The organism is Nonomuraea sp. NPDC050328 (assembly GCF_044459405.1).
Classification (GTDB): Bacteria; Actinomycetota; Actinomycetes; order Streptosporangiales; family Streptosporangiaceae; genus Nonomuraea.
The window spans coordinates 166,333-191,579 of record NZ_JBITIW010000012.1; the positions used below are offsets into that span (position 1 = coordinate 166,333).

A 25,247-nucleotide genomic window follows, 5' to 3' on the forward strand; every position below is an offset into this window, starting at 1 on the left:
CAGTCAATCACGATGTCGTATCGGTACTCTGACCCCTCCCGCCGCGCCCCGGGGCGCATTCGCCACCCGCGGTGCCCCATGGGAGGATTCCGGGCGTGACCTCGCTGCCCTTCCGACTGGTGCGCGCCACGGCCTTCGCCGCGGTGAGCACGGGTCTGGGGCTGCTCGCCCATCTGTTCGCCGCGCCGGGCGGCTCCCCGATCGCGCCGCCCGCCGTCCTGGCGGGGGCCGCGGGCTGCCTGGCCGCCGCGTTCTGTACGGCCGGCCGCGAGCGCGGGCTGGGCGCGACGCTCGCGCTGATGGCCGGGTCGCAGGTGCTGCTGCACCTGTTGCTCTCGCTCTCGCACGAGGGTGCGGTCCTAGCCGCCGGCGGGCATCCGCACGCCGGGCTGGTGCCGGGGCTGGGCATGCTGGTGATGCACGGCTGGGCCGTCGCGCTGACCGCGCTCTGGCTGGCCCGGGGCGAGGCCCTGTTGTGGGCGTTGCTGCGGCGGCTGGCCGTACGGCTGCGCCTGACCCTGCCGGTCGCCCTCGCCGTTCCCTCCTGGGCCCGGGCGCCGCATCCCGCGCCGCGGGTGTTGCGCTCGGCGGTGCTGCGGCACGCCATCAGCGGCCGCGCGCCGCCCGTCTTCTCCTGAGTCCACGCCCGCGACCGGATCCACGCCCGCGACTGAGTCCATGCCCGCGGCTGAGTCCACGTCCGCGACTGGATCCACGTCTGCCGCGCCCCTGATCCGGGGCGTTCCTCAGCCATGCCTTTCTCAGGAGAGACCTTTCATGAAGCTTCGCCCTGCCCTGCTCGCGTTCGCCGCGGCCGCCCTGCTGACCGCCTGCGGCTCCACCGAGCCCACCACGACCGCCGCCGCCCCGTCCGCCGGTGTCGCCAAGGGCGTCGCGGCCGACCCGACCGCGCCGGCCACCTGGCTCACCGTCACCGACCCGTGGGTGAAGACCGCCGCCAAGGGGATGAGCGCCGCCTTCGGCACCCTGGTCAACCACAGCGCCTCCGACCTGACCGTCGCCTCGGCGGCCACGCCCGTCTCGCCCATGGTCGAGCTGCACGAGACCGTGGAGGACGGCGGGAAGATGCAGATGCGGCCCAAGAAGGGCGGCTTCGTCATCCCGGCCGGGGGCTCGGTGGAGCTCAAGCCGGGTGGGAACCACATCATGCTGATGGGGGTCAAGGCGCCGATCGAGGCGGGTGCCGAGGTGCCGTTCACCCTGACCCTCGGCGACGGCACCACCGTCACCTTCACCGCGGTGGCCAAGGACTTCGCCGGCGCCAACGAGAGCTACGCCCCCGGCCATGGCGGCTGACCGGACCACCCCGCCGGTCAGCCGGAGGCGGCTGCTCGGGGGGCTCACCCTCGCCGGCGGCGCCGCGGCGGCCGGGGCGCTGACCGCCTGCTCCCCGGCGGCCACCTCCGCCGACCCCAGCGCCCTGGCGGCCTCCTCCCCCACCCCCGGCGCCCGCACCGCCCAGGCGGCCACCTCCTCCACCCCCTCGTCCCCGGTAACCCCGGCGGCGGGGACCGAGGTGGTGCCCTTCCACGGCGAGCACCAGGCCGGGGTGGCCACCCTCCCCCAGGCCCACGCCGCCTTCGTCGGCCTGACCCTGCGCGAGGGCACCGACCGGGACGGACTCGGCCGGCTGCTGCGGGTGCTGACCGACGACGCCCGCCGGCTGACCGCGGGCCGCCCGGCACTGGCCGACACCGAACCCGGCCTGGCCGAGCTGCCCGCCCGGCTGACGGTCACCTTCGGCTTCGGCCCCGGCCTGTTCCGTGCCGCCGGGCTGAGCACCGGCCCGTCCCCCCTGCCGTCCTTCGGCATCGACCGGCTGCAGGAGCGCTGGAGCGGCGGCGACCTGCTGGTCCAGCTCTGCTGCGACGACCCGGTCACCCTGGCGCACGCGCTGCGCATGGTGGTGAAGGACAGCCGCTCCTTCACCACGGTCAAGTGGATCCAGCGCGGCTTCCGCCAGGCCACCCGCCCGGCCGGGGTCACCCAGCGCAACCTGATGGGCCAGCTCGACGGCACGGTCAACCCGGTCGCCGGGACGCCGGAGTTCGACCGGGCGGTCTGGATCCAGGAGGGCCCGCTGCGCGGCGGCACCATGCTGGTGCTGCGGCGGATCCGGATGGAGCTCGACAAGTGGGACGCCGCCGACTCGGCCGCGAAGGAGTTCGCGGTCGGGCGGCGGCTCGACACCGGCGCCCCGCTCACCGGGGCCCGCGAGCACGACGAGCCCGACTTCGGGGCGGTCAACGCGCTCGGCTTCCCGGTGATCGCCCCGGAGGCGCACGTCCGCCGGGCGCGGGTGGCCGATCCGGGGCTGCGGATGTGGCGGCGGGCCTACAACTACGACGAGGGCGGCGAGTCGGGGCTGCTGTTCGCCGCCTACCAGGCCGACGTCGAGCGGCAGTTCACCGCGGTGCAGCGGCGGCTGGCCGAGGTGGACCTGCTCAACGAGTGGACCACGCCGATCGGCTCGGCGCTCTTCGCCATCCCGCCGGGGTGCGCGGAAGGCGGCTGGATCGGGGAGTCGCTGCTCGGCTGAGCGAGCCGTCGCCGGGGGTACGGCAGGCGTGCCGTACCCCCGGCTTCGCGACCGGCAACCGCAGCGCAGCCGGGCGTTGACATCGGACCATTGCGGGGCTTCTATGTGAGGAAACCTGGGCGTATTCGGGGAAAGATGAGCCTTCCGGGTGGAGGATCCGATGACCCGTCCCCTGTCCCGCCGTTCCGTGCTCCTCGGCAGCGCAGCCGCCTTCGGCGTCCCAGCCCTGCTGGCCGGCTGCTCGAACCCGGCCACCCGCACGACCGGCTCCCCCGCCGCCACCGGCAGCGGCCCGGCCGCCCGAGGCGTGGTCACGATCGGCTCCAACGCCTCCGACGAGATCCCCAAGAAGTCGCTGACCGAGGTCACCAAGGCGTTCACCGCGCACGACCTGAGGATCAACACGGTCGACCACAACACCTTCCAGGAGAACATCAACCGCTACCTGCGCGGCACCCCGGACGACGTCTTCACCTGGTTCGCCGGGTACCGGATGCAGTTCTTCGCCGCGCAGGGCCTGGCCACCGACATATCCGATGTCTGGGCGGAGATCGGCGGCGACTACACCGACGCCTTCAAGGCCGCCTCGACCGGCGCGGACGGCAGGCAGTACTTCGTGCCGTTCACCTACTACCCGTGGGCCGTCTTCTACCGCAGGTCGCTGTGGCAGGAGAGGGGCTACACCCCGCCGGGCACGCTGGACGAGCTCACCGCGCTGGCCAGGAGGATGAAGGCCGACGGGCTGATCCCGATCGCCTTCGCCGACAAGGACGGCTGGCCGGCGATGGGCACCTTCGACATCCTCAACATGCGGATCAACGGCTACGACTTCCACATCTCACTCATGGCGGGCAAGGAGTCGTGGACCGACCCGAAGGTCAGGCAGGTCTTCGACACCTGGCGCGGGCTCATGGAGTTCCACCAGCCGGCGGCGCTGGGCCGTACCTGGCAGGAGGCCGGGCAGTCGCTGGCGCAGAAGAAGACCGGGATGTACCTGCTCGGGATGTTCGTCGCCCAGCAGTTCCCCGAGGCCGACCGCGACGACCTCGACTTCTTCACCTTCCCGGAGATCAACCCCGAGTTCGGCACCGACTCCCTCGACGCGCCGATCGACGGCTACATGATCTCCGCCAAGGCCCGGAACGTCGAGGGCGCCAAGGCGCTGCTCAAGCACTTCGCCCAGGCCTCGGCGCAGAACATCGCCACCGCGCTCGACCCCGGCACGCTGGCGGCCAGCTCCAAGGCCGACACCAGCGGCTACAGCGCCCTGCAGAAGCGCGGCGCGGAGCTGGTCTCCCAAGCCAAGCACATCGCGCAGTTCCTCGACCGCGACACCCGCCCCGACTTCGCCTCGACCGTGATGATCCCCTCGCTGCAACGCTTCGTCGGCAGGCCGGGCGAGATCGACGGCCTGCTGAAGTCGATCGAGCAGCAGAAGGCGAACATCTTCCGATGAGCGCCCCCCTCGGCCCGCGGGGCGGCTCGTGACCGGCCGCGACCGGGCCCTGGTCGTCGGCGGGCTCGGGCTGGCGATCATGGTCAACCTGCTGCTCATCTGGATCCCCACGCTGGCCTCGGTGGGCCTGTCGGCGACCGACTGGGACGGCATCTCGGCGATCGGCCTGGTCGGCGGCGAGAACTACCACGACCTGGCCGCCGAGTACCCGCCGTTCTGGTCGGCGGTCACCAACAACCTGCTCTGGCTGGGCTTCCTCGGCCTGGTCGCCACCCCGCTGGGTCTGCTGTTCGCGGTGCTGCTGGACCGCCGGATGCGATTGTCGCGCCTGTACCAGAGCGCGCTCTACACCCCGGTCGTGCTGTCGCTGGCGGTGGTGGGCTTCATCGCCCAGCTCGTCTACTCCGCCGACTACGGCGTGCTCAACGCGGTGACCGGGCTGACGACCGACTGGCTGGGCGACCCGTCGCTCAACATCTGGGTGGTGATGGTCGCCGCCGCCTGGCGGCACGTCGGCTACGTGATGATCATCTACCTGGCCGGGCTCAAGGCGGTCGAGCCGGCGCTCAAGGAGGCGGCCGCGATCGACGGCGCGAACGAGGCGCAGGCCTTCTTCCGCGTCGTCTTCCCGACGCTGCGGCCGGTCAACGTGATCGTCCTGGTGATCACCGTGATCGAGGCGCTGCGGGCCTTCGACATCGTCTACGCCGTCAACAAGGGCCGCAACGGGCTGGAGCTGCTGTCGGTGCTGGTGACGGAGAACATCGTGGGCGAGGCCAGCCGGATCGGCTTCGGCTCGGCGATCGCCACCGTGCTGCTGGTCATCTCGCTCGGCTTCATCGTGACCTACCTGGCCCAGCTCTTCCGGGATCCCCGATGACCGCGACCCGGCCCGTGACCCGGCCCGCGCCCCGGCCCGTGACCAGGCGGCGCCGCCCGCTGCGCGGGCTGCTGCACCTGTTCCTGGTGCTGGTCGCGCTGGGCTGGCTGGCGCCGCTGGCGCTGGCGGTCTACGCCTCGCTGCGGCCCTACGACGAGACCGCGCGGCTGGGCTACTTCTCGCTGCCGGAAAACCTCACCCTCGGCTACTACACCGCGGCCTGGACCCAGGCCGAGCTGCCCAAGTACTACCTCAACACGCTCATCGTGGTCGTCCCCGGCGTGGTGCTGACCCTGCTGCTGGCCTCCTTCGCCGCCTTCGTCATCGCCCGGCTGCGCATCCCCGGGCGCAGGACGCTGCTGATCGTCTTCACCGCCGGGAACCTGCTGCCGCCGCAGGTGCTCATCACGCCGCTCTACACCATGTACACCTGGATCGAGCTGCCCGGCTGGCTGTCGGACTCGCACTCGCTCTACGACTCCTACCTCGGGCTCATCCTGATCCACGTCGGCTTCCAGTTCGGCTTCTGCGTCTTCGTCATGGCCAACTACATGGCCACCATCCCCGAGGAGATCAACGAGGCGGCGCTGGTGGACGGGGCCTCGGTCTGGCGGCGCTACTGGCAGCTCACCCTGCCGCTGTGCCGGCCGGTGCTGGCGGCGCTGTCGACGTTGCAGTTCACCTGGATGTACAACGACTTCCTGTGGGCGCTGGTGCTGATGTCCTCGGGCGACAAGCTCCCGGTGACCAGCGCCCTGAACAACCTGCGCGGCCAGTTCTTCACCGACCACAACCTGCTCGCCGCCGGGTCGATCCTGGTCGCGCTGCCGACGCTGATCGTCTTCCAGCTCCTGCACAAGCAGTTCGTGGCCGGCCTCACCCTCGGCGCCACCAAGGGCTGAGCGGTCAGGACGCCGTCGCCCGCACCGCGGCCTCGACCGCCTCCGGCGTCCGGGCGACCACCGCGGTGTCCTCGTCCAGCGTGATGATCGGCCGCTGGATCAGCACCGGGTGCGCGGCCAGCGCCGCCACCCACCGCTCCCGCTCCTCCGGCCCCCGCGCCCAGCCCGCCAGCCCGAGCTCGCCGGCGACGGGCTCACCGAGCCGCGTGATGTCCCACGGCTCCAGCCCCAGCCGCTTCAGCACCTCCCGCACCTCCTCGGCCGTGGGCGGGTCCTGGAGGTAGTGCCGGACGGTGTAACCGGCCCCGGCCTCCTCCAGCAGGTCGAGCGCGGAACGGCACTTGGAGCACTCGGGGTTGATCCAGATTTCCACACCGCCATCATCCACCAGCCCGCCTGTGCTTGACCGCGGGAGTCGCGGGAACGTCCTGGTAGCGGCCAAGATTGACTAGCGGTTCGCACTGGGATATTCCCAAAGCATGTCACGTGCCCGATTAGCACCCCTTTTCGCGCTGGCCCTGCTGCTCACCTCCGTCGCGGCGGCGCCACCCGCCACCGCGGCGAGCGCAGACCCCCAGGACCACGGCTCCGGCAAGTCCGTGATCCGGATCCACCCGGACGAGATGAAGCTGCCCAAGCTCAAGGGCCTCCCCGACACGCCCCCGCAGAAGCGCGCCGCGGCCCCCGGCCAGACGCCGCCGGTGGGAACGGTCCGCCAGTGGCCCGCCCTCGACACCATCAACGGCGAGTACCTCAAGCCGTTCACCCTGCGCGCGGTCGGGGCGAAGATCGAGGTCTGGGTCGCCAACGACACCGCCTACCCCGAGGGCGACTGCCGCCGTGCGGTGGCCGGCGACACGACCGTCACCGACGCCCAGGTGGCCAGCCTGGTCCAGGAGTTCGACGGCAACATCTACCCCAAGGAGGTCGCGCAGTTCAGCACGCCGCCCGACCGTGACGGCAGCGGCTCGCTGATCCCGCTCGACTACTCCGGCGCGGGCGACAAGACCGTCACGCTGGTCGACAACGTGCGCGACGACGACTTCTACGACATCGACGCGCCCGGCTACATCGCCGGCTTCCACTACGGCGTCTTCAACGACTACACCGACCGCAACGTCATGACCATCGACGCGTGGGACTGGAAGCACCGGACCGGGCCCAACCCGCCCGACGAGCCGACCGCCGACCCGTGCACCAGCCGGACCGCCGAGCCGTACCAGTACGAGAGCACCTTCGCCCACGAGTGGCAGCACCTGCTGCTGAACTACGCCGACCCCGGTGAGGCCGGCTGGATCAACGAGGGCCTGTCGGACTGGGCGATGACGCTGACCGGGTACGTCGACCCGCGCAAGGAGATCACCGAGCGCGGCTGGGACGGCCACATCCAGTGCTTCCTGGGCTGGACGACCGCGGCCGAACGGCCCTTCGAGTGCGGCGGGCCGGAGAACTCGCTGAACCTGTGGGACGAGACCACCCATCCGGCGGCGGTCTTCGCCGACTACGGCATCGCCTACGCCTTCATGCACTTCCTGGAGGACCGGTACGGCAAGCCGTTCATGAAGACGCTGCACACCAGCCGCGTCACCGGCATCGCCGGCCTGGGCGAGCTGATCGGCGGCGACCCGTACAAGGTGATCCACGACTTCCAGACCTCGGCTCTGCTGGACAAGCTGCTGGAGTCACGCCGTTCGGTGCTGGTGGGCCTGCCCAAGAGCCGGATCGCCTCGCCGAGCCTGCGCATGTCGCTCAACCTGGCCAACCCCTTCGTCAACCGCACCCCCGGCGCGGCGCCGAACGGGGCCGACTTCGTGCCGCTGCAGAAGGCCGACGGCACGCTGCTACGCGGCCGTGACCTGCGCTCGCTGCGCTTCGAGGGCGCCAAGACGGTGCCGGTCAGCCCGCTGGCCTGGACCGTCGTCTCCGACGACCCCGACCGCGCGGGCAACCCCGTGCTGTGGTCGGGCGACGGCAACGACATCAACGAGGCGGCGATCACCCAGGTGACGCTCCCCCCGGGCACCGTGACGCTCAGCCTGCTGGCCAAGTACGGGGCCGAGGCGGGCTACGACTACGGTTACGTGATCGTCTCGACCGACGGCGGCGCGACCTACACCGCCGTGGCCGGGGACAAGACCGTCGCCGGACCGCTCGGGCCCTCGCTCAACGGCGCCACGAACGGCTTCGAGCCGCACACCTTCGACCTGAGCGCCTACGCGGGCAAGAGCGTCCTGCTCGGCGTGCAGTACGTCAGCGACGGCGGGGTCAACGAGGGCGGCCTGAAGGTCGACGACCTGACCGTCAACGGCACCGTGATCAGCGACGGCTCCTCGCTCGCGCCGTTCAAGTCGAAGACGGAGATCAAGCCGGTCGACATCAAGTGGAACCTGCGCCTGGTCGGCCTCGACGAGCGCAACCACATCGCCGCCGTGCACGAGTTCCGCAACCGCAACCCGCTGCGCCTGGGCGCGGTCGAACTGCTGCCCGCCCTGGTGTTCCCCAAGGTGATCGCGATCGTCAGCTACGACGACGCCACCGAGCTGGTGCGTGACTACCAGCCGTACACGCTGACCGTGAACGGCGTGGTCCAGCCCGGTGGCAAACCGCTCCTCTAGAAGCCCGGTGGCTCCCCTTCGCGGGGAGCCACCAGCTTGCGGTAGAGGCGTTCGTAGCCCTCGGCCATGACCGGCACCGAGAACTTGCGCTCCACGTGCGCGCGGCAGCCGGCCGGATCCAGCCGGCCGGCGGCCTCGACCGCCTCGGGGAAGCCGGCCACCGAGTCGAGCACGAACCCGGTGACGCCGTCCTGCACGACCTCGGGGGCCGCGCCCCGGCGCAGCGTCACCACGGGCGTGCCGCAGGCCATCGCCTCGACCATGACCAGGCCGAAGGGCTCGTCCCACTGGATCGGGAAGACCAGGCAGCGCGCCCGTGACAGCAGATCCCGCTTGGCCTCGGCGTCGGCCTCGCCGATGTACTCCGCGTCCGGGCCGAGCAGCGGCTTGACCTGGGAGTCGAAGTACTCGCGCTCGAACTCCTCCGACAGCTTGCCGGCCAGCACGATGCGCCGGCCGGAGGCGCGGGCCGCCTCGACCGCCTGCCGGGCGCCCTTCTCGGGGCTGAAGCGGCCCAGCCAGAGCACCCAGTCCTCCTTGTCCTCGCGCAGCGGGAAGGACGGCACGTCGATGCCGTTGTAGATCACCCCCGCCCAGTTCAGGTCGGGCATCTTGGCCCGCTGCGCATCGGAGATGGCCGCGAGGTGCACCGAGGCGCCCATCTGCCGGTAGTACTCGCCCAGCTCGCCCTCGGTGGGCCCGTGCGCGGTGAGCAGGGTGGGCGAGCCGCGCCCGTCGGCGGTCAGCGGCCCCGCCAGCGTGTGGTCGTGCACGATGTCCGGGTCGATCCTGGCCAGCTCCTGGGCGGCCTGCGCGGCGTGCAGGACCTCGGGCATCGGCTCGCCGATGCGCTCGGAGGGCGCCTCGGCGTAGGTGGGGAAGAACCGGGCCGTCGTCTCGGACGCGCCTGCGCCGATCAAAGTGACCTCGTGGCCCCGCTCGACCAGGGCTCCGGCCAGGTCGGCGACCATCGACTCGATGCCGCCGTAACCGTCGGGCGGAAGTTCGAACCAGGGCGGGGCGAGTATCGCCACACGGAGTGGGGGTAGTGACTGCATTTCCGCCCACTACCCCAAGGAGCCTGGAAAGTGTCCACACTCGTGACATTGGTGGAAGGCGACTCCTTCGCGGTCTCGACCAGGAACGGCGACATCGTGCCGGGAGACGCCCAGGGCGTCTACCACGCCGACACCCGGCTGATCTCACACTGGGAGCTGCGGGTCGACGAGGCGCCGGTCGAGGCGCTGGAGGTGGTGGCCGCCGCGCCGTACCACGCGACCTTCGTCGGCCGCGCCCGGCCCAGACCGGGGGCGGCGGAGAGCACGCTGCTGGTCGTGCGCGACCGGTACGTGGGCGGCGGGCTGCGCGAGGACCTGACGTTGCGCAACCTGTCGGAGGAGCCGGCCGGCTGCGTCGTCGGCCTGCACGTCGGCTCGGACATGGCCGACCTGTTCGAGGTCAAGGGATCGGGCCCGGTCACCCACGTGGCCGACGTGGAGTCGGCGATCACGCCGGACGGGCTGATGATCTCGGCGGCCAGCCGGGGCCGCGGCAGCCGGGTGGTCGCCGGCGGGCCCGCGCTGGCCGCGCCGGGGCTGATCACCTTCCGGGTGGTCGTGCCGCCGCGCGGCCAGTGGTCGGTGGTGCTGCAGGTCAACCCGATCATCGAGGGCGAGGAGCGTGGCGCGTGGTTCGCCGCGCACCAGCCGGTCGAGGAGGCCGAGCCGTACCGCCGCCGGGCCGACTGGCAGCGCGACAGCCCGGTGATCAGCACGCCCAGCCGCGCGCTGGCCCGCACGCTGGGCCGCTCCCGCGACGACCTGGGGGCGCTGCTGCTGCGCGACGGCGCGATCGCCGCCGGCGCGCCGTGGTTCATGACGTTGTTCGGGCGCGACTCGCTGCTGGCCTCGTGGATGGCGCTGCCCTTCGACCAGAGCCTGGCCCTGGGCACGCTGCGCCGGCTGGCCGAGCTGCAGGGCGTGCGCGACGACCCGCTGACCGAGGAGGAGCCGGGCAAGATCCTGCACGAGCTGCGGCACGGCGTGTTGTCGCTGGGCGGCAACGCCGGGGCCTACTACGGCTCGGTGGACGCCACACCGCTGTTCGTGATGCTCCTGGGCGAGCTGCGGCGCTGGGGAGCGCCGGAGGAGGCCGTGCGCGAGCTGCTGCCGGCGGCCGACCGGGCGCTGGAGTGGATCACCACGCACGCGCGCCCGTTCCTGTCCTACCGCCGCCGCACCGACCAGGGACTGGCCAACCAGGGCTGGAAGGACTCCTTCGACGGGGTGAACCACGCCGACGGCACCCTGGCCCGGCCCCCGATCGCGCTGGCCGAGGTGCAGGGCTACGTCTACGCCGCCTACCGCGCCCGCGCCGCCTTCGGCGAGGCCGAGGTGTGGGAGCGCCGCGCCGAGGAGCTGCGCGAGGCGTTCAACGAGCACTTCTGGCTGCCCGACCGCGGGTACTACGCCATGGCGCTCGACGGCTCGGGCCGCCCGGTCGACGGGCTCGGCTCCAACATGGGCCACTGCCTGTGGACCGGCATCGCCGACCCGCGCTACGCGCCCCAGGTCGCCGCCCACCTGCTGGGTCCGGAGATGTTCACCGGCTTCGGCGTGCGGACCCTGGCCTCCTCGATGGGCGCCTACAACCCGATGAGCTACCACAACGGCTCGATCTGGCCGCACGACAACGCGCTGATCGTCGCCGGGCTCATGCGGTACGGCTTCGCCGACGAGGCGGTACGGCTCGCCAGGGGTCTGCTGGAGGCGGCCGAGTTCTTCGACGGCCGGCTGCCGGAGCTGTTCTGCGGCTTCGACCGGACCGAGTTCGCGGTGCCCGTGCCCTACCCCACGTCCTGCTCGCCGCAGGCGTGGGCGGCGGCGGCGCCGATCCAGCTCCTGCGCGCGCTGCTGCGCCTCGAACCGGACGGCGCGGACGGGCCCGAGCTCGATCCCGTGCTGCCCGAGCCGTACCGTCCGCTGCGCATCTCCGGCCTGCCGGTCGGCGGCCGCCGGATGGCCGTGGACGTGGGCGAGAAGGCCGAGATCAGGCAGATCTAGCCCCGGGCAGCGCCGCGCCGGACGAGATCGTGAGATAACCTCTCACGGATAACCTCACGGCGTTGTCATGAGTCAACCAATCAGGGACAAAGCCTCGTGCCGTGTCCCCCGAACGGAACAAACGGTGGCATGAGCGACACGGCTTCCGGATCGCGCTCCGCTGGAGCGGTCCGCGATAACGGTGAGATGGGCGAGCAGGAGCTGAGGCGGCTCCTGGCCGGCCTGACGGCGGTGCGCGACGGCGACTTCGGCACCCGCCTGCCCGGTGACGCCGACGGCCTGATGGGCGAGATCGCGACGGTCTTCAACGGCATGGTGGACCAGCTCTCGCTGTTCACCTCCGAGGTGACCCGCGTGGCCCGGGAGGTCGGCACCGAGGGCCGGCTGGGCGGCCAGGCGGAGGTGCCCGGCGTCTCCGGCACCTGGAAGGACCTCACCGAATCGGTCAACGCGATGGCCGGCAACCTGACCGACCAGGTGCGCTCCATCGCCGAGGTCACCACCGCGGTCGCCAAGGGCGACCTGTCGCAGAAGATCACCGTGGACGCGCGCGGCGAGATCCTGGAGCTCAAGAACACCGTCAACACCATGGTCGACCAGCTCTCCAGCTTCGCCGACGAGGTCACCCGGGTGGCCCGCGAGGTGGGCACCGAGGGACAGCTCGGCGGCCAGGCCGACGTGAAGGGCGTGGCCGGCACCTGGCGCGACCTCACCGACTCGGTCAACTACATGGCCGGCAACCTGACCGACCAGGTCCGCAACATCTCCCAGGTGGCCACCGCGGTGGCCCGGGGCGACCTGTCGCAGAAGATCACCGTCTCGGCGCGCGGCGAGATCCTGGAGCTGAAGGAGACCATCAACACGATGGTCGACCAGCTCTCCGCCTTCGCCGACGAGGTCACCCGGGTCGCCCGCGAGGTCGGCACCGACGGCCGGCTCGGCGGCCAGGCCGACGTCAAGGGCGTGTCCGGCACGTGGAAGGCGCTCACCGAGTCGGTCAACGTCATGGCCGACAACCTCACCGCCCAGGTGCGCTCCATCGCCCAGGTCACCACCGCGGTCGCCAAGGGCGACCTGACGCAGAAGATCCGGGTCGACGCGCGCGGCGAGATCCTGGAGCTGAAGGAGACCATCAACACGATGGTCGACCAGCTCTCCGCCTTCGCCGACGAGGTCACCCGGGTGGCCCGCGAGGTCGGCACCGAGGGCAACCTCGGCGGCCAGGCCACCGTGCGCGGCGTCTCGGGCACCTGGAAGGACCTGACCGACAACGTCAACGTCATGGCGTCCAACCTGACCGGCCAGGTGCGTTCCATCGCCCAGGTGGCCACCGCGGTCGCCAAGGGCGACCTGTCGCAGAAGATCAACGTCGAGGCCAAGGGCGAGGTCGCCGCGCTCGCCCAGACCATGAACACCATGGTCGACCAGCTCTCCAGCTTCGCCTCCGAGGTCACCCGGGTCGCCCGCGAGGTCGGCACCGAAGGCCAGCTCGGCGGCCAGGCGCGCGTGCCCAACGTGGCCGGCACCTGGAAGGACCTCACCGATAACGTCAACTCGATGGCCGACAACCTGACCAACCAGGTGCGCTCCATCGCCCAGGTCACCACCGCGGTCGCCAAGGGCGACCTGACCCGCAAGATCGACGTCGACGCCCGGGGCGAGATCCTGGAGCTCAAGACCACCATCAACACCATGGTCGACCAGCTCTCCAGCTTCGCCGCTGAGGTCACCCGAGTGGCCCGCGAGGTCGGCTCGGAGGGCAGGCTGGGCGGCCAGGCCGAGGTCGAGGGCGTCTCCGGCACCTGGAAGCGGCTGACCGAGAACGTCAACGAGCTGGCCGGCAACCTGACCCGCCAGGTGCGGGCCATCGCCGAGGTGACCAGCGCGGTGACCTCGGGCGACCTGACGCGTTCCATCACGGTGGACGCCTCCGGCGAGGTCGCCGAGCTCAAGGACAACATCAACTCGATGGTGGAGTCCCTGCGCGAGACCACCCGCGCCAACCAGGAACAGGACTGGCTCAAGTCCAACCTGGCCCGCATCTCCGGCCTCATGCAGGGTCACCGCGACCTCGACGTGGTCGCCGAGCTCGTCGTCAACGAGCTGGCCCCGCTGGTCTCGGCGCAGTTCGGCGCCTTCTTCCTCGCCGAGGAGAACCAGCTCAAGCTGATCGGCGCCTACGGCTACCCCGCAGACACCCAGCGCACCCGCTTCCAGATGGGCGAGTCGCTGGTCGGCCAGGCCGCGCACGCCCGCCGCACCATCGCCATGGAGCAGGTGCCGCCGGGCTACGTCACCGTCTCCTCCGGGCTCGGCAAGACCGAGCCGTCCTCTCTGATCGTGTTGCCGATCGGCGTGGAGGAGCAGGTGCTCGGCGTGATCGAGCTGGCCTCGGTGACCCCGTTCACGCCGGTCCACCGCGCCTTCCTCGACCAGGTCATGGAGACCATCGGGGTCAACCTCAACACCATCGTCGCCAACGCCCGCACCGACGAGCTGCTGCAGGAGTCCCAGCGCCTGGCCGCCGAGCTCCAGGCCCGCTCGGAGGAACTCCAGAACCAGCAGGAGGAGCTCCAGCGCTCCAACGCCGAGCTGGAGGAGAAGGCGGCGCTGCTGGCCTCCCAGAACCGCGACATCGAGGCCAAGAACCTCGAGATCGAGCAGGCCCGCCAGGAACTGGAGGACCGCGCCCAGCAGCTCGCGCTGGCCTCCCGCTACAAGAGCGAGTTCCTCGCCAACATGAGCCACGAGCTGCGCACGCCGCTCAACTCGCTGCTCATCCTGGCGCAGCTCCTGGCCCAGAACCACACCCGCAACCTGACGCCCAAGCAGGTCGAGTACGCCAGCATCATCCACTCGGCCGGCTCCGACCTGCTCCAGCTCATCAACGACATCCTCGACCTGTCCAAGGTCGAGGCGGGCAAGATGAACCTCGCGCCGGAGCGGGTGCCGCTGCGCCGCCTGCTCGACTACGTCGAGGCCACCTTCCGCCCGATGACCACCCAGAAGAGCCTCGACTTCCGCATCACCACCGCGCCGGGCGTGCCCGCCGAGCTGCTCACCGACGACTCGCGGCTGCGGCAGGTGCTGCGCAACCTGCTGTCCAACGCGGTCAAGTTCACCGAGGCCGGCAGCGTCGAACTGCGCATCGAGCCGGTCGCCGGGGCGGAGGTGCCGCCGTCGGTGCGCCAGCACGGGCCGGCCATCGCACTGCGCGTGATCGACTCCGGGATCGGCATCGCCGAACAGCACCTGGAGGCCATCTTCGAGGCCTTCCAGCAGGCCGACGGCACCACCAACCGCAAGTACGGCGGGACCGGGCTGGGGTTGTCGATCAGCCGGGAGATCGCCTACCTGCTGGGCGGGGCGATCGCGGCCGAGAGCGTGTTCGGGCAGGGCAGCACGTTCACGTTGTTCCTGCCGATCGCGCGGCCCGACTTCGCCGAGCAGGCCATCGACTCGGCGGGCGGCTCCGCCGTACCGGCCGAGGAGGAGACCGAGACGCCGGCGCCGGCGACGGCGTCGGCGGGCGACCCGCAGGTGACGCAGCGGCGGCTGCTGGTGATCGAGGAGCGCGCCCACGGGCTGCTGTCCCTGGTCGCCGAGAGCGCGCTGGCCGATCTGGCGCCGGGCGTGGAGCTGGTCACCGCGGCCGGGCCGCAGGAGGCGGCGGCGATCCTGGCCGCGCAGCCGTGCCACTGCATCGTGCTCGACCTGGCGATGTCCGAGCGGGCCGGGTTCGACCTGCTGGACGCCATGGACGGCGACGCGGCCCTGCACCGGGTGCCGGTGCTGGCCTACAGCAACTGGCGGATGGCGCCGCAGGAGGAGCACGAGCTGCAGGGCCGGGGCGAGGACGCCCGGCCGCTGGAGCTGCTGGCCAGCCTCGACGAGCTGCGCGAGCGCATCGCCCTGCACCTGACCGCCGAGCAGCCGGGCGACGTGGTGCCGCTGGTGCGCAACCAGCGGGTCGCCGAGCCCACCGCGCGCAAGGTGGACGGCACGCTGGCCGGGCGCACGGTGCTGGTCGTCGACGACGACACCCGCAACCTGTTCGCGCTGACCAGCATCCTGGAGATCCACGGCATGCAGGTGCTGCACGCGGAGAACGGCCGCAAGGGCATCGACACGCTGGTCGCGCACCCGGAGATCGACCTGGTGCTGATGGACGTGATGATGCCGGAGATGGACGGCTACGCCGCCACCTCGGCCATCCGCGCGATGCCGCAGTACGCCGAGCTGCCGATCATCGCGGTCACCGCCAAGGCGATGCCGGGCGACCAGGAGAAGAGCCTGGCCTCCGGAGCGAGCGCGTACGTCACCAAGCCCGTCGACTCCGACCACCTGCTCGGCCTCATCGAGCGGTACATGGCGGGGTGATCCGACCCCTCCCCCGCCAGCCCGCGATCGACCGCAAGGAGCAGTAGTGCCCGTCGCCCCGACCCCGCGCGAAGCCGGCTCCACCGACCCCAGAGCGGGAACGGTGGGCCGGCTCGCCGCGACCATCGAACGGCTGCGCCGGGAGATCCAGGAGGCCCAGCTCGCCGCCGAGGGCCGGGCGCTGATCGAGCTGGCGCGCGGCATCCTGGTGGAACGGCTGCGCTGCGGCCCCACCCAGGCCGCGCAGCAGCTCGCCTCGCTGGCCGCGCAGGCCGGCACGAGCCAGCTCGAACTGGCCGCGGAGATCATCAACCAGACCTCCCAGGACCGGCTGAGCGACACCATCCACGAGTTCCTGACCCAGGCGGGCGTCCGGGACACGAGCGATCCCTCGGTGGGGGTACGGCTGCGCGCCGCCGAGAGCGGCATGCTGCACGCCGGCGACAGCCAGATGGTCGCCGAGTCACTGCTGGAGCACGCGCTCACGCCGCTCGGCGCCTCGCTGGTGGCGTTGTGGGTGGCCGGGCCCGACGCCTCGCTCACCCTGGCCGGCGTCGCCGGGATCAGCACCGAGGAGGCCCGCCGCTGGCGGTACGTGCCGCCCGGCGTCTCCACGCCCGCCCGCCGCGCGCTGGTGGAGCGGCAGTCGGTCTGGTTCCGGTCGCTGAACGAGCTGAGCCTGCCCTCGATCGGCTACCGCGACTGCTCCGGCGGCCGGGTGGTCGTCCCCGCCGGCACCGGCGGGCGCATCTTCGGCGTCCTGGAGATCGGCTGGACCGGCCCGCTGGAGCCGCAGCCGCCTGCCGTACGCAAGCAGGTCGAGGCGCTGGCCGAGCTCTGCGCCCGCACCCTGGAGGACCCCGACCCGCCCGGCCCCCCGGCGCCCGGCATGACCGAGCTGGTGGACCTGGCCGACGCGCTGCCGGATCCGGCGCTGGTCCTGCGCCCTGAGCTGGCCGAGGACGGCACGCTGGCCGACTTCCGCATCCACCACGTCAACCGGCGCTTCATCGACCCGGCCGGCCGCCCGCGCGGCAGCGTCACCGGCTCGCTGCTGCTGGAGGCCTACCCGCTGGCGTCCGGCGACAGCGGATTGTTCGAGAAGATCGACCACGTGCACGCCACCGGCGAGCCGTTCAGCGCGGACGCGATGCCCCTGACCGAGCTGGTCGACCAGGTGCCGCTGACCACCGTCGCCGACATCAGCCTCACCCGGCACGGCGAGTGCGTGCTGCTCATCTGGCGGGTCCAGGACGAGGCGGTACGGCTGGCCAGCCTGCTCCAGCACGCCCAGCGGCTGGGCCGGCTCGGCGGCTTCGAGGAGATCCCGGCCATCGGCCGGATCACCTGGAGCGAGCCGGTCTACGCCCTGTACGGACTGTCTCCCTCCGAGCAGCCGGTCCCGCTGGAGCGGCTGCGCGAGCACGCCCACCCCGACGACGGCGAGGCCATCGACCGGTTCCTGCGCACGATCCTGCACCGGCGGATGCCCGCCGCGACCGCGTTCCGCCTGGAGCGCGAGGACGGCATCGTCCGGCACATCCGCGTGGTGGCCGAGCCGGCCTTCGACGCCGAGGGCCGGATGATCGCCATCCGCGGCGCCTACCAGGACATCTCCAGCCAGCACTGGACCGAGGTAGCCCTGGCCGCCACCCGCGACCAGCTCGCGGTCACCGAGGAGGAGTCGCAGGAGCGCAACCGGCTGGCCCTGCAGCTCCAGCACGCGATCATGCCGCCGGCGCGCGGGCCGGTGGAGGCCTTCGGGCTCAACATCGCCGTGCGCTACCGGCCGGCCGAGGCCGAGCACCTGGTCGGCGGCGACTGGTACGACACCGTCGTGCTGCCGTCCAAGCAGGTGCTCCTGTCGGTCGGCGACGTGGCCGGGCACGGCATCGAGGCGGCCACCGGGATGGTGACCCTGCGCAACGCCCTGCGCGGCCTGGCGGCCACCGGGGCCGGGCCCGGGCAGTTGCTCGGGTGGCTCAACATGGTCACGCACCACCTGACCGAGAGCGTCACCGCCACCGCCGTCTGCGCGCTGTTCGACCCCGAGAGCCGGATCCTGCGCTGGGCCCGCGCCGGGCACCTCCCGCCGGTCCTCGTCCGCGAGGCGCAGTCGCTGGAGCTGCCGGCGATCGACGGGCTGCTGCTGGGCGCCATCGGGGACGCGGAGTACGCCGAGGGGCAGGTCCAGCTCGAGGAGGGGGACACGCTGCTCATCTACACCGACGGGCTCATCGAGCGGCGCGACCGGACCCTGCAGCATTCGCAGCGGCAGTTGCTGGAGATGGCGCGGCGGGCGACCGGCGGGCTGGACCAGCGGCTGGACTACCTGCTCACGCACTGCATCTCCGACACCGACGACGACACCTGCCTCATCGGCGTGCAACTCGTATGACCGGCCCGGGCGGGGGTCCCCGTGGTTCGTGGCGGAACACCACGCACGACTGGGCCGCCGAGGTCGACCGCGACCACCTCGCCCTCATCCGCTCCGGCCCCTGCCCGGGCGGGGCCTGGCACCTGGTCCTGGAGGTGGTGGCCTACGCGGCCGACGAGGCCGAGTGCCGCGGCGGCGGCCGGTGCACGGTCGCCTTCCACGCCGACGGGTCGGTCTCGGTGGCCGACGACGGGCGGGGCACCGACACCCGGTTCGACGCCGGCCGTCCGGTGCGCAAGCCGGTCATGGCCACCAAGGACCTGCGCTTCTTCGACCACCCCGGCGCGCAGCTCCTGCCCGACGGGCATCCCCGCCGTGGCATGTCGGTGGTCGCGGCGTTCAGCCCATGGCTCGTGCACACCAACCGGCGCGAGGACAGCGCCTGGGAACAGCGCTACGAGCACGGTGTGCCGGTCACCGGCCTCACCCCGCTCCCCCGCCCCCGCGGCACCGGCACCACCGTGCGCTTCCTGCCCGGGATGCCGCTGGTCGTCCCCGCCGATCCCGAATCGGCATTCGCCGCCTGGCCCTGGCTGACCGTCGAGTTCCACCGCTGACCGGGCGGCGTCCCTTGCCCCTCGCCCAGGGGATGTCGAAGATGAGGTGAGACATCCGCGACGGAAGGGGCCCTGCGGTGACCGGCGCGGAGGACGAGCAAGGACGCCCGTCGGCATGGGAGGCGGCCTGGCGGGTCCTGGCCCCGGTGACCGACCTGGTCACCCCGATGGCCGTGCGGGTGGCGGCCACGCTGGGGATCGCCGACCTGCTGAGCGCCGGCCCACTACCCGCCGCCGAACTGGCCCGCCAGTCCGGCGCGGACCCAGAGGTGCTGACCTGGCTGCTGCGCCACCTGACCGGCCGAGGCGTGTTCGCCGAGCCCGAGCCGGGGGTGTTCGCCCTGAACGAGCCGGCCGAGCTGCTGGTCAGCGACCATCCCGCCGCCATGCGGGCCTGGCTCGATCTGGAGGGGTTCGGCGGCCGGATGGACCTGGCCTTCACCGGCCTGCTGCACACCACCCGCACCGGTGAACCGGCCTGGGAGACGGTGTTCGGCGCACCGATCTGGACCTACCTGGCGCAGAACCCCGGCATGGGCGCGTCGTTCGACGCGGCGATGGCCACCGGCGCCGAGTACGTCGCCGACGCGGCCGACGCGTTCGACTGGACGGCGGTCCGGCACGTGGTGGACGTGGGCGGCGGGACCGGCGGCTTCCTGGCTCATCTCCTGCGGACGCACCCGCACCTGCGGGGCACCCTCGTCGACCTGCCCGAGACAGCCGCCCGCGGACGTGAACACCTGGCCGGCCTCGGCGACCGCTGTACGGTCTCCGGCCAGAGCTTCTTCGACCCGCTCCCGGCCGGAGCCGACGTCTACGTCCTGCGGCGGGTGATCCACGACTGGCCGGACGCCGACGCCGCCCGCATCCTGCGCCGCTGCGCCGAGGCAGCGGGTACGGCAAGCGCGGCGGATGCGGCGGGGCGGGTGCTGTTGATCGAGTCGCCGAGCACCTCCGACGGCGACCCGGCCGCCTTCGCCGAGATGTGCCTGCGCATGCTCGTCATCGGCGGCGGCCGGGAGCGGACCATCGAGGAGTTCGCCACCCTGGCCGCCTCAGCGGGCCTGGAGCTCGCCACCACCCGGCGCACGCCGCTCGGTCAGATCGTCCTCACCTTGATCCCTGAACCGACTCGGCCGAGCGCAGTGCGCGGTACATGAGCTGCGGGTCCCCCAGGTGGTGACGCAGCAGCTTCTCCAGGCCGCCGATCGGCACCAGGTTCTGGGGGGCGCGCGGGTCCTTGTACGGCACGCCGGCCAGCGGCGGCAGCGCCAGAGTGATGGCGTCGGCCAGCCGTACGACCTCCTCCGAGCTCATGTCGGCCCCCGCCTCGCAGCGCGCGATCCCCGACCACGGCGCGGACGAGGTGGTCGGCAGGCGGACGTACCAGGCGTGCCGGCGCCAGGTGGTGCCCATGAGGAACACCGGCGTGCGCTGCCCGGGGGCGAGCGCGCCGACGACGGCGGACTGGGGTGCGGGCAGGTAGGAGATGTGGTGGGTCTTGATGTAGCCCACCGTCCCGGCCAGGTGGCCGCGTCCCCGCAACGGGCCGTCGACGAGCAGCAGGTCGGTGCTCTGGCGGCGGTGCCGTACGGAGAGTTCGAGCTCCAGCTGGGTGACCTGGCGTTGCAGGGCCAGGGTGAGCGCCTCCAGGCTGGAGTCGGTGGCCTGGGCCGGGTGGAAGGTGGCGTAGCGGGTCTTGACCTCGGGCGTGCCGGGTGAGGCGCTGATCAGCGCTCGCCGTACCTCGATCTCGGCCAGCTCGGCCCCGCCGGAGCCGCAGCGGACGATGCCCGCGGCGAACGAGGCGGCGATGCCCGGCACCGGCACCGGGGTGTCGTGCACCCAGACCCGGGCGTCGATCCGGCGCACCCCGTCGGCGACCAGCAGGGCGGCGGGGGCGCTGCCGCTCGGCGTGACCGGGGCCCAGTCGCCGGCCTCCGCCTCGACGCCCAGCTCCAGCTCCGCGCTGGTGGACCCGCGCTCGGCCAGCGCCTCGGAGGTGAGCGCGGCGGCATAGCCGGGGTCCCACGGGTCGATGGAGAACTCGGTCACGCGTCCACTCTCCGCAGGTGCGAGCCGGTGGCGTCGCGGCTGACGGCGAAGCGCACCGGCACGCGGTCGGCCAGGGCCTGGACGTGGGTCACCACGCCGACCATCCGTTCCTGCCCGGCGGCCAGCCGTTCGAGGGTGGCCGCGACGGTGTCGAGGGTGGCCGGGTCGAGCGTGCCGAACCCCTCGTCCAGGAAGATCGAGTCGAGCCCGCGGGCGACCGTACCGGACAGCGCCAGGGCGAGCGCGAGCGCCGCCTGGAAGGTCTCCCCGCCGCTGAGGGTGCGGGCGCTGCGCCGCAACCCCGCCTCGGCGTGGTCGATCACCTCGATCTCGCTGCGGTCGCCCAGCTCCAGCTCGTACTGCCCGTCCGACAGCTCGCGCAGCGTCTCGGAGGCGGTGGCCACCAGCACGGCCAGCGCCTCGGCGCACAGCCAGCGCTCGAAGGCGTTGGCCCGCAGCCGCAGCGCCAGCTCGTGCGCCACCTCGGCCTCGCGGTCCTTCTCGGCGATCACCCGTTCGAGCTCGGCGATCCTGGCGAGGTCCTCCCTGACCCGCTCCAGCGTGCTCTCCGCCCTGGCCAGCGCGGTGGCCACGGCGGCGGCGAACTCGTCCGGACGGTCACCCGCGGCGACCCCGTGCTCGGCCAGCCGCGCACTGATCCGCCCGGCCTGTTCGGCCCGCTGAGCGGCCAGTTCGGCCAGCCGCTGCTCGGTCTCGTCGGCCCTGGCCCGGGCGGCGGTGCCGATCCGGTTGCGCCAGGCGATCAGTTCGCCCCAGGCCGCGTGCAGGTCGGTGCGGTCGACCGGGGGCGCGGCCTCCTCGTCCAGGCCCAGCACCATCAGCCGGTCGCGCGCCTCGCCGAGCGCCACCCAGGCCTGCTCGGCCCGCTGGGACACCTCGGCGGCCGTCCGCCGGGCTTCGTCCAGGGCGGTACGGCAGGCGCGGGCGGCCTTCCTCGCCTCCACCGCGCGCCGGTCCGCCTCGGTCGCGGCGGCCAGCCTGGCGCTCAGCTCGGCGCGGTCGGCGCCTTCCGGGAGGGTGGCGCGGTGCTGGGCCAGCTCCGCGTCGAGCCGGGCGACCTGGGCGGTCAGCTCGGCCTCCAGGCGGGCGGTCTGGGCGGCCAGGTCGTGCTCCCTGCGGGTGAGCTGGTCGGTGAGCTCCTGTTCGCGGCGGGCTCGTTGGTGGGTGATCTCCTGTTCGCGGCGGGTCAGGCGGGCTGTGGTGTCGCGTTCCAGGGCGGTTCGGCGGGCGGTGGTCTCGTCCTCCAGGGCGGCGAGGCGGTCGGCCAGGTCGGTGCGCTGGCGGTCGAGCAGGGCGGTCAGCTCGCGCTCGGCCCGGGCCGCCTGCTCGGCCAGCTCGTCCGCCAGCCGGGTGGCCCGGTCGGCGAGCATGGCGGCGGTCGTCTCGGCCTTGCCCAGCACCTTCCTGGCCCGCTCGTGCTCCGCCTTGGCCGCGTCGGCCCTTCGCTCGGCCCGCCGCAACACCTCGTCAGGCCCACCCGCCGCACGGTGACCCGCTAGATCAGGGGACCCGCTCGTGTCGGCCAGCCCTGGGAGGTCGGTGTCCTCCTCGACGGCGGCCTGGTCAACGGGCCCGCCCGGGGATGCCTGGCCAAGGTGGTCGGTGGGCTCGTTCGGGCCGGGGCGGTCGCGGAGGTTGGCGGGGCCGTCCGGGTGGCGGTGAGGGGCTGAGGTCGGGGGTGCCTGGTGGGTGGGAGGGAGGTGGGTGACTTCGCGGAGGCAGACCGGGCAGGGGGCGCCGAGGGTCAGCCGGGCGGCCAGGCCGGCGGCGGCGTGGGCGTCACGGAGCCGGTCATGGTCCGCCACGGCGGCGGCCAGCGCGGCTTCCGCTCGGGCGGCGGCAGCGGTCAGGGACTCCAGCTCCACGGAGGCCGCGGCGGCCCGCCGCCGAGCCTCGGCCAGCGAGCGCGCGCCCTCCTCGCGGGCCGCGACCAGGGCCTTCTCCCCGTCCGCCCGCGCCTGGTCGAGCGACCGTTCCCCACTGGCCCGCGCCTCGGCCAGCGACCGCCGCCCAGCCTCCAGCGCCTCCGCCACCACCCGCCGCGCCTGCTCCCGCTCGGCGGCCAGCGCCGCCCGGGCCTGCTCGACGGCCTCGGTCCGGGCCTGCGCGACGGAACGCCGGGCCTCCTCGACCGCCTGCGCCGCAGCGGCCCGAGCCGAGGCCAGCGACCGCTCGGAGTCGGCCCGCGCCGAAGCTGCGGCCGCCGCCAGCCGTTCGACCGTGTCGAAGGCCGCCAGCGCCGCGCGCAGCCCCGCCACCTCCCCCAGCCCCGCCAGCGCCGCCTCCGCCTCCTGCTCGGCGACGGCCAGCACAGCGGCCCGTTCCTCCAGCTCGGCCACCTGGACGGCGGCCTGCTTGGCCGAGGCGGCCAGCGTCGGCACCTCCGGCGGCATGGTCAGCGCCCGCAGCCCGGCCAGCCGCCCGGCGAGCTCGGCCGACTCCCGCCGGATCCGCTCCAGCTCGGCGTCCCGCGCCCGCAACAGGTCGAGCTCGGTCCCGAGCTCACGTTGCGCCGTCCGCAACGCGAGCACCCCGGCCTCGGCCTCCGCCTCGGCCTGCGGGGTGGCGGTGAACTCGGCCCGCTGCTCGCGCGCGTGCAGGGCGGCCTGCTTGGCGACCTCCTCCTCGCGGGTGGCCTTCAGCCGGATCTCGTTGTAGACCTCGGCGTCGAGCAGCTGGACCAGCAGGTCCTGCCGCTCGTTCGGCTTGGCGTGCAGGAACTCGGCGAAACGGCCCTGCGGCAGCACCACGCACTGGGTGAAGAACTTGTACTCCAGCCCGGTCAGCCGCTGCACCTCGGCGGTGACGTTCTCCCCCTCCGCCAGCGAGCGGGTGACCTCCTCCCACCCGCCGGACAGCTCCTCCAGCCGCGCCTCGCGGGTGCGCACGATGCCCTTGGCGTCGCGCGCCATCGCGCGGACCACGCCGTACCGCTTGCCGCCGCTCTCGAAGAGCAGCCCCACCTTGCCGGCCGCCGCCGAGGGCGCCAGCGCGTAGGCGACCGAGTTCTCCCGGCCCCAGCGCGGCACGGTGCCGTAGAGCGCGAAACAGATGGCGTCGATCACCGTGCTCTTGCCCGCGCCGGTGGGCCCGACCAGGGCGAAGTACTCGACGTCGGTGAAGTCGACGGTCAGCGGCTCGCGGAAGCTGCCGAAGTTCTCCAGCGTCAGTTGCAGCGGCCTCATGCGCTCGTCACCTCGTCGTGCAGGCGGTCGAACAGGGTGGCGACCTGCTCGTCGTAGCGTTTGCTGGCCGTCAGGTAGTCGCGGAACAGCTCGCCGGGCGCGCGCGTGCCCGCACCCGCCTGCCGTACGGCACGCACCGGCCGGAAGCGCTCGTCGATGCTCACGTCGATCGCGTACGGCAGCAGCGCCCGCACCTGGTCGGCCAGGCCGACCCGGGGCTGCTCGGCCACCACGACCCGCAGCCAGTCGTCGCCCGTCTCCAGCGCTTCCAGCTCGGCGAGGCTGCCGCTGACGGTGCGCAGCCGCCGTGCCTGGCTGACGAGGAGCTCGGTGACGACGGCCGGCCGGCCCGGTTCGACGTCGACCAGGAGCGCGCCGGGCAGGTTGGCCTCCTCGCCGAAGTCGACGGCCAGCGGCGAGCCGGGGTACCAGATCGGGCAGGGGCCGGGGATCTGCTGGCGGCGGTGCAGGTGGCCGAGGGCGGCGTACTGGGTCGAGGCCGGGAAGGCGGTGGGCTCGAAGTAGTAGGAGAAGACCGACTGCGCCTCCCGCTCGCCGCCGCCGAACCGGCCGCCGGGCAGCGTGCCGTGGGTGGTGACGAGGTTGACCGTTTCGCCGGAGAACCCCGAGGTCAGGGCGGCGATCAGCTCGCCCATGCGGGCGGCGTAGTCGCGGTTGTGCTCGATGGCGGTGCCGGCCAGCACCTCGGCCGCCCGGACGACGTAGCGGTGCGAGAGGAAGGGCAGGGCGGCCAGCCGTACCGGCTCGCCGGAACGGGCGGTGAACTCCACCGCGGTCCGCCGGAAGGTGCCGACGACGTGCACGCCGAGCTTGCCGAGCAGCGGGCGGTAGACCTCGAACAGCTGCGGGTTGTCGTGGTTGCCGGCCAGCACCACGACGTCGCGCCCGTCCTCGTGCAGCGCCAGCAGGGCGGGCAGCACCAGCGACTGCGCCTCGGGGGTGGGCGCGGAGGTGTCGAACAGGTCGCCGGCCACGATCACGGCGTCCACGTCGTGCTCGCGGGCGGCGCCGACCAGCTCGCGCAGCACGGCGCGGTGCTCGTCGGCGCGGGAGTGCCCCTTGAGCACCTTGCCCACGTGCCAGTCGGCGGTGTGCAGGATCTTCACGACAGACCTC

At 72.7% G+C, this 25,247-nt stretch carries 17 protein-coding genes; 12 read left to right on the forward strand and 5 right to left on the reverse strand.

Annotated elements, in window-relative coordinates; genetic code table 11:
• Window positions 1-95 precede the first annotated feature (95 nt).
• From ACIBG7_RS36145 to ACIBG7_RS36170, 6 genes are all read left to right on the forward strand, one after another.
• The gene (locus tag ACIBG7_RS36145) at window positions 96-638 is read left to right on the forward strand and encodes an MFS transporter (RefSeq protein WP_357930005.1); all 543 of its coding nucleotides are present in this window, start codon (window positions 96-98) and stop codon (window positions 636-638) included.
• Between the two features lie 139 nt (window positions 639-777).
• Window positions 778-1,317: a copper chaperone PCu(A)C gene (locus ACIBG7_RS36150; RefSeq protein ID WP_357930008.1), complete on the forward strand. Its 540-nt coding sequence runs from the start codon at window positions 778-780 to the stop codon at window positions 1,315-1,317.
• Window positions 1,307-2,560 carry a Dyp-type peroxidase gene (locus ACIBG7_RS36155; RefSeq protein ID WP_397339175.1) on the forward strand — a complete coding sequence of 418 codons (1,254 nt, stop codon included), beginning with the start codon at window positions 1,307-1,309 and terminating at the stop codon, window positions 2,558-2,560. Before ACIBG7_RS36150 ends, ACIBG7_RS36155 begins: the two co-directional genes overlap by 11 nt.
• A 160-nt stretch (window positions 2,561-2,720) precedes the next feature.
• The gene (locus ACIBG7_RS36160; protein WP_357930014.1) at window positions 2,721-4,016 is read left to right on the forward strand and encodes an ABC transporter substrate-binding protein; all 1,296 of its coding nucleotides are present in this window, start codon (window positions 2,721-2,723) and stop codon (window positions 4,014-4,016) included.
• Between the two features lie 28 nt (window positions 4,017-4,044).
• Window positions 4,045-4,896, forward strand: coding sequence for a carbohydrate ABC transporter permease (locus tag ACIBG7_RS36165; RefSeq protein WP_397339176.1), 852 nt, complete (start codon window positions 4,045-4,047; stop codon window positions 4,894-4,896).
• Complete coding sequence (locus tag ACIBG7_RS36170; protein WP_397339177.1) at window positions 4,893-5,798, forward strand: carbohydrate ABC transporter permease; 906 nt, start codon at window positions 4,893-4,895, stop codon at window positions 5,796-5,798. The genes ACIBG7_RS36165 and ACIBG7_RS36170 overlap by 4 nt, the downstream gene beginning before the upstream one ends.
• A 4-nt stretch (window positions 5,799-5,802) precedes the next feature.
• On the opposite strand, the gene ACIBG7_RS36175 is transcribed toward ACIBG7_RS36170, so the two are convergent.
• On the reverse strand, window positions 5,803-6,171 hold the full coding sequence (locus ACIBG7_RS36175) for an ArsC/Spx/MgsR family protein (protein WP_357930023.1): 369 nt from the start codon (window positions 6,169-6,171) through the stop codon (window positions 5,803-5,805).
• A 106-nt stretch (window positions 6,172-6,277) separates the two neighbouring features.
• Between ACIBG7_RS36175 and ACIBG7_RS36180 the strand changes: the two genes are divergently transcribed.
• Window positions 6,278-8,413: a hypothetical protein gene (locus ACIBG7_RS36180; protein WP_397339178.1), complete on the forward strand. Its 2,136-nt coding sequence runs from the start codon at window positions 6,278-6,280 to the stop codon at window positions 8,411-8,413.
• On the opposite strand, the gene ACIBG7_RS36185 is transcribed toward ACIBG7_RS36180, so the two are convergent.
• The gene (locus ACIBG7_RS36185) at window positions 8,410-9,447 is read right to left on the reverse strand and encodes a glycosyltransferase family 4 protein (protein ID WP_357930028.1); all 1,038 of its coding nucleotides are present in this window, start codon (window positions 9,445-9,447) and stop codon (window positions 8,410-8,412) included. The two genes, ACIBG7_RS36180 and ACIBG7_RS36185, sit on opposite strands and share 4 nt — an antisense overlap.
• 54 nt (window positions 9,448-9,501) lie before the next feature.
• Here ACIBG7_RS36185 and ACIBG7_RS36190 point away from each other — a divergent pair, with 54 nt between their 5' ends.
• The 5 genes from ACIBG7_RS36190 (at window position 9,502) to ACIBG7_RS36210 (ending at window position 20,009) form a co-directional block, all read left to right on the forward strand.
• The gene (locus ACIBG7_RS36190) at window positions 9,502-11,475 is read left to right on the forward strand and encodes a glycogen debranching N-terminal domain-containing protein (protein WP_397339179.1); all 1,974 of its coding nucleotides are present in this window, start codon (window positions 9,502-9,504) and stop codon (window positions 11,473-11,475) included.
• A 186-nt stretch (window positions 11,476-11,661) separates the two neighbouring features.
• On the forward strand, window positions 11,662-15,855 hold the full coding sequence (locus ACIBG7_RS36195; protein WP_357930033.1) for a HAMP domain-containing protein: 4,194 nt from the start codon (window positions 11,662-11,664) through the stop codon (window positions 15,853-15,855).
• Between the two features lie 46 nt (window positions 15,856-15,901).
• Entirely contained in the window at window positions 15,902-18,253 is a 2,352-nt protein-coding gene (locus tag ACIBG7_RS36200) for a SpoIIE family protein phosphatase (protein ID WP_357930035.1), read from the forward strand.
• A complete protein-coding gene (locus tag ACIBG7_RS36205) occupies window positions 18,250-18,849 on the forward strand; it encodes a hypothetical protein (RefSeq protein ID WP_397339180.1) in 600 nt (199 codons plus the stop codon). The genes ACIBG7_RS36200 and ACIBG7_RS36205 overlap by 4 nt, the downstream gene beginning before the upstream one ends.
• Before the next feature lie 77 nt (window positions 18,850-18,926).
• Window positions 18,927-20,009 carry a methyltransferase gene (locus tag ACIBG7_RS36210; protein ID WP_397339181.1) on the forward strand — a complete coding sequence of 361 codons (1,083 nt, stop codon included), beginning with the start codon at window positions 18,927-18,929 and terminating at the stop codon, window positions 20,007-20,009.
• Here ACIBG7_RS36210 and ACIBG7_RS36215 read toward each other — a convergent pair.
• From ACIBG7_RS36215 to ACIBG7_RS36225, 3 genes are read right to left on the reverse strand one after another with little or no spacing between them, the layout of a single operon-like run.
• Window positions 19,960-20,904, reverse strand: a complete 945-nt coding sequence (locus ACIBG7_RS36215; protein WP_397339182.1) for a hypothetical protein — start codon at window positions 20,902-20,904, stop codon at window positions 19,960-19,962. The genes ACIBG7_RS36210 and ACIBG7_RS36215 overlap by 50 nt on opposite strands.
• Window positions 20,901-24,110, reverse strand: a complete 3,210-nt coding sequence (locus ACIBG7_RS36220) for an AAA family ATPase (RefSeq protein ID WP_397339183.1) — start codon at window positions 24,108-24,110, stop codon at window positions 20,901-20,903. Before ACIBG7_RS36220 ends, ACIBG7_RS36215 begins: the two co-directional genes overlap by 4 nt.
• Complete coding sequence (locus ACIBG7_RS36225; RefSeq protein WP_357930048.1) at window positions 24,107-25,237, reverse strand: exonuclease SbcCD subunit D; 1,131 nt, start codon at window positions 25,235-25,237, stop codon at window positions 24,107-24,109. Before ACIBG7_RS36225 ends, ACIBG7_RS36220 begins: the two co-directional genes overlap by 4 nt.
• Window positions 25,238-25,247: the final 10 nt, after the last annotated feature.